Annotated in this window: 1 protein-coding gene; it reads left to right on the forward strand. The window is 45.8% G+C overall.

The window, feature by feature from the left end:
• Positions 1–84: 84 nt before the first annotated feature.
• A partial coding sequence (locus EXE45_RS21085; protein WP_206750528.1) for a hypothetical protein occupies positions 85–301 on the forward strand: 217 nt, incomplete at its 3' end.

Here is a 301-nt window from a genome sequence, read left to right on the forward strand (position 1 = left end):
GATGGTAACGCGTCTGGCCTCAATCAGAACGCGAAGACTGTCTTCCGAAATCTGGTCACGATTACGAACAACGGTACGCAAGATGTGGAAACACTCAATCTCGAGTTTATTACCGGTGGTGATCTCACAGAGAGCGAGCTTGACAGCGTATTTGATTTTACTGTTTCCCCTAGCGGAAACGGGAATAACGGCAGCCAATCAACAATAGATAACGGAGACGACGTGATTTCAGACAGCTACTATTCGGATAATTCGCCACTCAGCGCTGGGGAGTCGATTAATTTTGGAATTTCGATTAATT

The organism is Halorubrum sp. SP9 (assembly GCF_005435015.1).
Classification (GTDB): domain Archaea; phylum Halobacteriota; class Halobacteria; order Halobacteriales; family Haloferacaceae; genus Halorubrum; species Halorubrum sodomense.